At 39.8% G+C, this 8,156-nt stretch carries 10 protein-coding genes; 7 read left to right on the plus strand and 3 right to left on the minus strand.

Annotation, left to right across the window (positions count from 1 at the left end; genetic code table 11):
- On the minus strand, nucleotides 1-260 hold a 260-nt coding region (locus AC3LHT_RS04360), incomplete at its 3' end, for a hypothetical protein (RefSeq protein ID WP_488662086.1).
- A gap of 2 nt (nucleotides 261-262) precedes the next feature.
- Between AC3LHT_RS04360 and AC3LHT_RS04365 the strand changes: the two genes are divergently transcribed.
- The 5 genes from AC3LHT_RS04365 to AC3LHT_RS04385 all read left to right on the plus strand — a co-directional run bounded on the left by AC3LHT_RS04365 (nucleotide 263) and on the right by AC3LHT_RS04385 (nucleotide 4,355).
- On the plus strand, nucleotides 263-1,993 hold the full coding sequence (locus tag AC3LHT_RS04365) for a leucine-rich repeat domain-containing protein (protein ID WP_488662087.1): 1,731 nt from the start codon (nucleotides 263-265) through the stop codon (nucleotides 1,991-1,993).
- A gap of 198 nt (nucleotides 1,994-2,191) precedes the next feature.
- Nucleotides 2,192-2,596 carry a putative zinc-binding protein gene (locus AC3LHT_RS04370; protein WP_488662088.1) on the plus strand — a complete coding sequence of 135 codons (405 nt, stop codon included), beginning with the start codon at nucleotides 2,192-2,194 and terminating at the stop codon, nucleotides 2,594-2,596.
- Nucleotides 2,597-2,619: 23 nt separating this feature from the next.
- Nucleotides 2,620-2,823, plus strand: coding sequence for a 4Fe-4S dicluster domain-containing protein (locus AC3LHT_RS04375; protein ID WP_488662089.1), 204 nt, complete (start codon nucleotides 2,620-2,622; stop codon nucleotides 2,821-2,823).
- Nucleotides 2,824-2,828: 5 nt separating this feature from the next.
- On the plus strand, nucleotides 2,829-3,188 hold the full coding sequence (locus AC3LHT_RS04380) for a heterodisulfide reductase subunit A-like protein (RefSeq protein ID WP_488662090.1): 360 nt from the start codon (nucleotides 2,829-2,831) through the stop codon (nucleotides 3,186-3,188).
- A gap of 261 nt (nucleotides 3,189-3,449) precedes the next feature.
- Nucleotides 3,450-4,355 (plus strand): DMT family transporter, encoded by a 906-nt coding sequence (locus tag AC3LHT_RS04385; RefSeq protein WP_290665755.1) that lies wholly within the window; start codon nucleotides 3,450-3,452, stop codon nucleotides 4,353-4,355.
- Here AC3LHT_RS04385 and AC3LHT_RS04390 read toward each other — a convergent pair.
- Nucleotides 4,352-4,603, minus strand: coding sequence for a hypothetical protein (locus AC3LHT_RS04390; RefSeq protein WP_290665753.1), 252 nt, complete (start codon nucleotides 4,601-4,603; stop codon nucleotides 4,352-4,354). The two genes, AC3LHT_RS04385 and AC3LHT_RS04390, sit on opposite strands and share 4 nt — an antisense overlap.
- Nucleotides 4,604-4,672: 69 nt before the next feature.
- On the minus strand, nucleotides 4,673-5,848 hold the full coding sequence (locus AC3LHT_RS04395) for a GNAT family N-acetyltransferase (protein WP_488662091.1): 1,176 nt from the start codon (nucleotides 5,846-5,848) through the stop codon (nucleotides 4,673-4,675).
- 218 nt (nucleotides 5,849-6,066) lie between these two features.
- Here AC3LHT_RS04395 and AC3LHT_RS04400 point away from each other — a divergent pair, with 218 nt between their 5' ends.
- Nucleotides 6,067-7,365: an ABC transporter substrate-binding protein gene (locus AC3LHT_RS04400; protein WP_290665761.1), complete on the plus strand. Its 1,299-nt coding sequence runs from the start codon at nucleotides 6,067-6,069 to the stop codon at nucleotides 7,363-7,365.
- A gap of 66 nt (nucleotides 7,366-7,431) precedes the next feature.
- Nucleotides 7,432-8,156: carbohydrate ABC transporter permease (locus AC3LHT_RS04405; protein WP_488662092.1), on the plus strand; the 725-nt coding region annotated here is incomplete at its 3' end.

Below are 8,156 nucleotides of genomic sequence, written 5' to 3' on the forward strand. Positions count from 1 at the left end.
AAACATTGACTTGTGGTATATGTTTTTTGTATCATTCTCAAGACACTTCTGCATCTCCTCTTCTTTCTGCTTGGAAGTGCAGATTCTTTCTTAAAACCGATGAACTTCCTCATGGGAGGTCCATTTATGGATTTAATTGTTATTGTGATTAAAGGGGGCATAAATAGTGAAAAGATTTTATCTTCTTTTGGGGTTGGTGGTCTTAGTACTATTTTTGATTGTGGGGTGTTTTGAAGGCTGCACCAAGCTGGTGGTAACAATTTTGAGCCCTGCAGACGGTTCGGTTAATGTTTCGATAAATCCTGCACTAAGCTGGCATGTCGAATCAAATTCCTCTATTCCGTCTGTTTTTGATGTTTACTTTGGCACTTCAGCGGATAGCATACCCTTAGTGGCAAATGACCTCGCAGTAGAAGCCTATTCTCCTGGACCACTTGCAACGTCCACAACTTATTATTGGCAAATAAAGGCTGAAGCTGGCAAAAAAACAGCTTTAAGCGAAGTGGCAAGTTTTACCACGGGTACCTATGGAGCTGTGTATTTTTTTGAGGATTTTGAAAGCGGAGATCTTACGTCAAACCCGTGGGTAACAGGCGGCGACGCTGTACCATTTGTTCAATCTGAAGAGACTCAAGAGGGAACATACACCCTTGAGCTCAGTGCGATAGGTGCCGATCAGAGTTGTTTTATTGAAGTTGAGGTTAACCTTCCGCAAGATGCTGTTATAACCTTTTATCGTAAGACTTCAATAAGAATTACCCATCATTATCTTAATTTCTATATCGATGACGTACTCGCTGGAAATTGGTCTGGAAAAAGTGGGTGGTATCAGGTTTTCAGAGAAATTCCGGCAGGTACACATACCCTTAAATGGGAGTATAAAAGAGATAACACCGGCGATGCATATGAGAACGCAGTTTGGTTAGATAAGATTGCAATTTATGAAGCGATGGATCTTGGAGAAGAAGTAAGTATGCCAGACAGTTATTTAAGAGCAGTGGTATTTCCTCGAATTGGCAAAGCAGCGACAGCCACCGCTTACGCGAAAGAACTTGGTGACTTTACTGAGCTGGAGGCCGATAATTTAGGAATTGCTGATATCACAGGTCTCGAGTATATGGAAAGCCTTAAATGGGTGTGGTTAAATACAAATTCAATCTCCGATATAACACCACTGCAGGGGTTAACAAACATCGAATGGTTATATCTACAATCAAATCAAATAAGTGATATCACATCGCTACAAAATTTGACAAATCTGGATTATCTCAATTTGCTTGCCAATCAAATTACAGATATTAGCCCTTTGGAAAACATAACGGGTTTATATACACTGGCACTCAGTCATAACCAGATTTCAGATATTTCATCGCTACCAGAATTTACCAATATTTTGCACATATATCTTGATTACAATCAGATTAGTGATATTTCAGTAATAGGTGGATATACAACGCTTATAGGATTTTATGCGATTAACAACAACATCACATCCTTAATTCCACTGGAAAATTTAACTAATTTGAAGATATTATACTTAAGCGGAAACCCGTTTTTACATTCTGAGCTTTCACACATCTATGGTTTAACGCAAATAACAAATTTGCAACTTGAGTACCTTGATCTTACAAATACAGACGCGACCTTTTTGGCATCATTTACAGCTCTTTACGAGCTTCGACTTGGTGGCAACGAGATTTCAGAACTTGGTTTTCTTGAAGATTTGACAGCTATCAATTCTTTGTGGCTTAGTTCCAATAATATTTCAGACATAACCGAACTCCAAAATTTGACGAATTTAAGACATCTTGTTTTAGACCAAAACAGCATAACTGACATTCAACCCCTTGTAGACAATTCGGGTGTTGCAAGTGGCGATTTTGTTTATCTCAGGTATAACCTTCTTGATGTAACACCTGGTTCTGATGATATGACGGATATACAAGCTCTTATCGATAGAGGAGTCAATGTATATTATTTGCCGCAAAAGTAATACTTCAGATATTAGAAAGTGGCTGCCTTAGGGCAGCCTTTTTTATTTCAAGTAATAAATGTACATTGTTCTTTAATTCACATGTATTTTAAGTTGCATAACTATATATCCGGCTTTTCATGCTGTTGATAGGGGCTATAAAAGTATCGTTGCATATTCGTGCAACTATACAATATAATATATATGGGAGGTGAAAAAATGGCAAAAGAAGAATGGACAATATTACCTCATTGCGCAAAGGAATCAAAGGAGCTATACATCGTACTGACTTGTGATGGAGCTTCAAGTGTGGGGCAGGTAGGCAACGAAATTGCTAAGAAACTGACTTTGAGTAATACTGGCGCAAGAATGTGTTGCCTTGCAGCAGTAGCGGCAAATTCACCAACTCATATAAAAATTGCCAAAGATGCCAAAAAACTGGTGGTGATAAATGGGTGTGTTCTTAAATGTGCAAGTAATATTTTGGAGCAAAGAGGCATAAAACCAGATTATGTTCTAACTATCAGCGAGCTTGGTATTCCAAAAGCTCCAACATTGGATTTTAATGATGAAGATGTTGAAAAAATAGTCCTTAAAGTTCTTGAGGATTTGAAGAAGTTATAACAGCCGAAGGAGGAAGAAAGTGAATGGCGAAAAACTGGCATCCAGTGATTGATTATGAAAACTGTTCAGGTTGTTTGACCTGTGCGAATTTCTGCCCCCACGAGGTTTACTCTGTAGAAAGCGGAAAGCCGGTAGTATCAAAGCCTGAACACTGTGTGGAGTTTTGCCGTGGTTGTCAAAAAGTCTGCCCCAGCGAAGCTATAAAATATTTTGGAGATCGGAGGTAATAAACATGGCAAAGAAAGGATTGTTACTGTGTGTTTGTCAAGGAACTTGTCCTTCCTTTCACCAAATGGACGTATTCGAGGTATTGAATGCAATACGCAGGGAAAACCTTGTTGATTTCGTTTCGCTTCACCCACAGCTTTGCGCGACAGACGGTGACGAGTATTTGAAAACACTCACAGAGAACAAAACTATTGATGAACTCTATGTTGCAGGTTGTGACCCCACTATGCAATCAAAAATGTATAGAGATGCCTTTGAAAACGCCGGTTTTGATGCGAAAAAACACAAAGGTGTTGATATTCGCAACATGACGACAGAACAAGCGGTTTCAGCGATTAAGGAACTCATTAACGCAAAAGTGTAAAAGCATTGGGGAGCTTGAAATAGCTCCCCTTGACTTTACTTTGCTGAGGATTGCGGGAGCTTTTTGGTTCTCCTAATAGTCACAAACTCAACTCTTCCAATAAAGAACGAATATGATAAAACTCGTCAATCAGGCTGCTTCTGAAGCTTCTCTGAAGGTTACAGCAAAAGAGGAACATTCTTATAAATTTGGGGTAAAACGATGGGAATTATTTTTTTGATTTGCTGGTAAAATAGTTGAAAGAGCCTTCAGGAGGTAGCAATGAAGATCAAAGCAAAAAAACCTTTGTATGCTGCATTGATGGCAATCGCAGCTTCACTTCTTTGGGGAAGCGCTTTTCCTGTTTTGAAAATCAGCTTTTCTGAATTGAACATATCTTCAGGGGATATTGCTGAAAAACTTGTCTTCGCAGGAATGCGTTTTCTTGGAGCGGGTCTAATGCTCTTTCTATTTAGTTCTCAAATGAGGAAGGTAAGACCGAGAAGGCGTAAATTGTTGGGGCTTTTTTTGCTGGGGCTTCTTCAAACATCTCTGCAATACACTCTTTTTTATAATGGGCTTTCTAATACCACAGGTGTAAAAGCATCGGTCATTATCGCGAGCGGGAATTTCTTCGTCGTGTTGCTCGCACACTTTGTGTACAAAAACGATAAAATAAATTTGAAAAAAGTTATGGGGCTTTCAGCGGGCTTTTCAGGAATATTGCTTGCGAATTTTGAAAAAGGCTTAAATCTTGATTTCAGCTTTTCTGGAGAAGGGCTGTTAATACTTTCAACGTTTGTGGGAGCTGTGGGGACAATCCTTGCCAAGGAACTCTCCCAAGGTGTCAATCCTTTTGCCGTGTCTGGCTGGCAAATGCTTATGGGTTCTATATTCTTGATTGGTATTGGTTTTCCGGGAATGGATAAAGGTTTGCACTTTACCCCACTGGCTTTTGTTCTGCTTCTATATTCCTCTTTTCTATCAGCGGCAGCTTTTTCTCTTTGGTATACCGTATTGAAATACAACAAAGCAGGAGAAGTAACCATATACAGATTTATGATTCCCCTGTCTGGGGCCATATTCTCTGCGCTTTTCATACCCGGCGAATCGCTTACAGCGAGCATTTTAGTTGCCCTTGGGCTTGCAATAGTGGGAATTGCTGCAGTCAATTACAAAAGAAATTAAATATTTCTATTTTGCTTTTTTAGGGCGTTATTGATTTTTTTGTTTCTTAAATTCAGTTCTTCTACTTTCGTGTTCAGAGCTTTAAGTACTTCTGGTAAGTTAAGTCCTTTCTTTCGACAGGAACTTTTTAAGCTTGTCATTTTACCGGTATTCAAATCAAACCCCAGATGCTGGAGAATCATATAAAGCTCATGATGTAAATCAGCAATCTCTTTCAAAGTCATTTCTTCGGAGACATTTGGTAGCATAATATCATCTCCTTTCTGTTCTCAGCTATTACTTTAACGAAAAAGATCAGTTTCTTTAAAAGCCAACAATCAAAATGGCTCAGAATGAAAGGTAACGCTTTTTGATACATCTGCTTGAGTGAATTTTTTTAATGGTTTTGCATTTCCAATTTTTATAAGCTCTGAAAAGTTTGTAAAACCGCTTAAAGCCGAAGATATGCCAGAGATATCACATTCAAGTTCTGGTTCTCTTCTATTTTTTTGAATAACGAGCTTTCCGTTTTCTGCTTGGATTTCGAATGTTCCATTATTTTCTTCAAGCAGGTTATCCATAACCTTTATTCTTAAAGGAGTCATTTCAAAATCAACATTGAGCCCATTAAGGCTTTCAAGGTTCAGTACTCTTATCATCCCGGAGGTCTCCAGCTTCTCATCAGTGGGTCTATCAGCAAGGTAAGGCCACAGTTCGAAATCTTCAGCGGTATAGAATGTGATTTCTTTTACCTGGTGAGAAAGAGATCTCAAGTAGCCAAGCATCGAGAGTTTTGTTTCTTGATCTATGTAATAGAAGTCTTTCACCGTAAGATAAGAATCGAAACCTTTTTCACTCCTGCTGAGATATTGTGTTAACATTCCGGTTATTTTTTCGTTCCGGCTGAATTTCACAACCCCTGTTGATGCTTCATCATTGAAAAAGACTTTTAAATGCCTTCGCCATTGGTGATCATTTCTAATAGCTAAATTATAATGCGTCCTGGCCATCTGGTTGTAGAAAGCTTTCACGTCACTGTCCGGGAAAGATAAAAACTGATAATTCATTGACGGGTTGCTTTCCACTTTGATTGTAGTAGGTGGAAGAACGAGTTTTTTTGTTTTGAAAAAGAGTTCCCAGCCGTATTTTCTATAAAAATCCACATTGAAGGGATACAAGACAGAAACTTGCATGCCTTTTTCCCTCATCGTCTTGGCGGCATTTTGCAGCATGAACCTTATAGCACCCTTCCCCCTGTAATCAGGTCTGGAGCATACAAGCCCTATCCCGCCCATGTTAACCATTGAATTCCTCAACCTCATTTTGAAGGGATAGAGTATATAACCTGCAACGACCAAGGAGCTTTCTTGAACGGTATAGAGCTCTGCACCACCGCTTAAGGCTTCTGCTATATACTTTCTCAAAAGTTCGTGGCGTGAATGCCTGACAGCAAAAGAAAAACTCGCAATTTTCTCAAAAGTTCCTATATCCTCGCTTTTTCGGTATTCAAACATGAAAACTATCCCCCTCTATAACGTATATGTACTCATATAAAGAATAACATGCAAAAATTTGATAAGACATAAATTCAATCTGTTATAATTTTATTGCCTATTAATGGATGCCTCGTTATATCTTTGGTTTTTCTCCGAGTTTTGCAACGATTTATCGTGATTTTGATTTCACTGATGCTCCGAGCAAATTGAGGAAAATTTTTAAGGAGGGGTTATGCATGAAGAAGGTTCTTGTTTTTCTCTTTATTGTCCTGCTGATGACAGTAGCTCTCCCAAAAGTGACCATCACTTTATGGCATGCAATGAGTGGAAGCAGACTACCTGCAGTTGAGGCAATTGTTAACGGATTCAATGCTACACATCCTGACATCGAGGTTGTAGCTCAGTTTACAGGTTCTTATGCTGAAACGCTAACTAAGGCCATCGCCGCGTACAGAGCAAATGATCAACCGCACATCGTCCAGGTTTATGAAGTGGGATTACAAACGATGCTCGATAGTGGTGCAATAGTACCGGTGTATGAATTGGCTGGTCCGGATTTCGATTGGGGAGATGTGATAGGACCTATTCTTGAGTATTATTCAGTTAATGGAAAGCTCTACTCAATGCCTTTTAATTCATCGACCGCAATATTGTACTACAACAAAGATATTTTTAAAGCCGCAGGCTTAGATCCAAACAAACCGCCTACAACCTTCAGTGAGCTCTATGAGTACGGGAGAAAGATTGTTGAATCTGGAGCAGCTCCTGGGGGAATTTCCTTTGGCTGGCCTGCCTGGGTCTTCGAGCAGATGCATGCTTACCATGCCCAGTTCTATGCAAACAACGAAAACGGAAGAAAGGCTAAGGCTACTGAAGTTTACTTCAACAAAGACTTCGGTATCGACGTCATGGCTGAATGGATGAAGTGGGCTCAGGACAAAGTGTTGGTTTACGGTGGAAGAGAATACAGTGCTAACCAGGCTTTCCTATCAAGCCAGGTAGCGATGCTTATCCAATCGACATCATCCGTGGGCTCGATTGAATCCAAAGCTAATTTCAATGTCGGAACAACATTCCTGCCGAGGATAGAAGGCTATCCGAGAGGAAATTCAGTTATCGGTGGCGCAACGCTTTGGGTCATGAAAGGGCATACTCAGAAAGAATATGAAGCCATCTGGGAATTTCTTCAATATGTGATGAAAACGGAAGTTACAATGCAATGGCATAAGTCTACCGGATATTTCCCGGCTACAAACAGTGCCGTTAAGGCTCTTTTAGACGAAGGTTGGTTTGTCGAACATCCGAACCACCTGACCGCATTCTTACAGATTCTCTCTGGCACAAGGGTTCCTGAGGCTCAGGGTGTAAGGCTCGGGAATTTTGTTGCCATAAGGGACGTCGTTGATTCTGCTATTGAGGAAGCCCTTCAATACACAGGTACAAACTATAAAAAAGAGGCGAAGCGCATACTTGATAATGCTGCCAAGAAGGCCAATACTATTCTTGAAGAGTACACAATGATTTACGGTAAGTAATTGCATTCCTACATGCCGGGGGAGGAAGAATTCCCCCGGTTTCAGTTTTCACTCAGAGGTGGTAAAATGCAAAGACGATTTCCTAATAAAGTTCTACCTTATTTGCTTGTCTCTCCTTCAATTGTGGTTGTGATTATTTTTCTTGTAATTCCCACAATACAATCTCTATACATGAGCTTTTTCAGGGTATCCCCATTTGGGGACAGACTTATTTTTGTAAAGCTCTATAACTTTACCAAACTTTTCAAATCGACAGATTATGTCCATAGCTTGCTTATTACGCTTGTCTTTGCTGCTGCTGTCGTTGCATTGGGTATTACCATAGGCTTGTTGATCTCTGTTGTTCTCAATCAACGGTTAAAGGGATTGAATTATTATCGCACTCTTTTCATCTGGACTTATGCTATTTCACCAGCAGTTGCGGGGACAATCTGGGCGTTGATGTTTGACCCATCGAGCGGACCAATAGTTTACATAATCAAGACTCTTTTCAATGTAAAACTGAACTGGATGATGAACGGAAATCTTGCTCTTGTAATTGTTATCATCGCTGCTTCTTGGAAAATGCTCGGGTACAATATCATCTTTTTTCTTGCAGGATTGCAAACGATTCCAGAGGAACTTTTAGAAGCCGCTTCCATTGATGGAGCTTCAAGTGTTAGGAAGTTTTTTAAGATCACGTTGCCACTGCTCTCACCAACAACCTTTTTCCTGCTCATAATGAATATGCTTTACGCTTTTTTCCAGGTGTTCGGGCTTATTGATATAATGACAAAAGGCGGTCCTGGAAA

It is taken from the genome of Kosmotoga sp. (genome assembly GCF_982836095.1).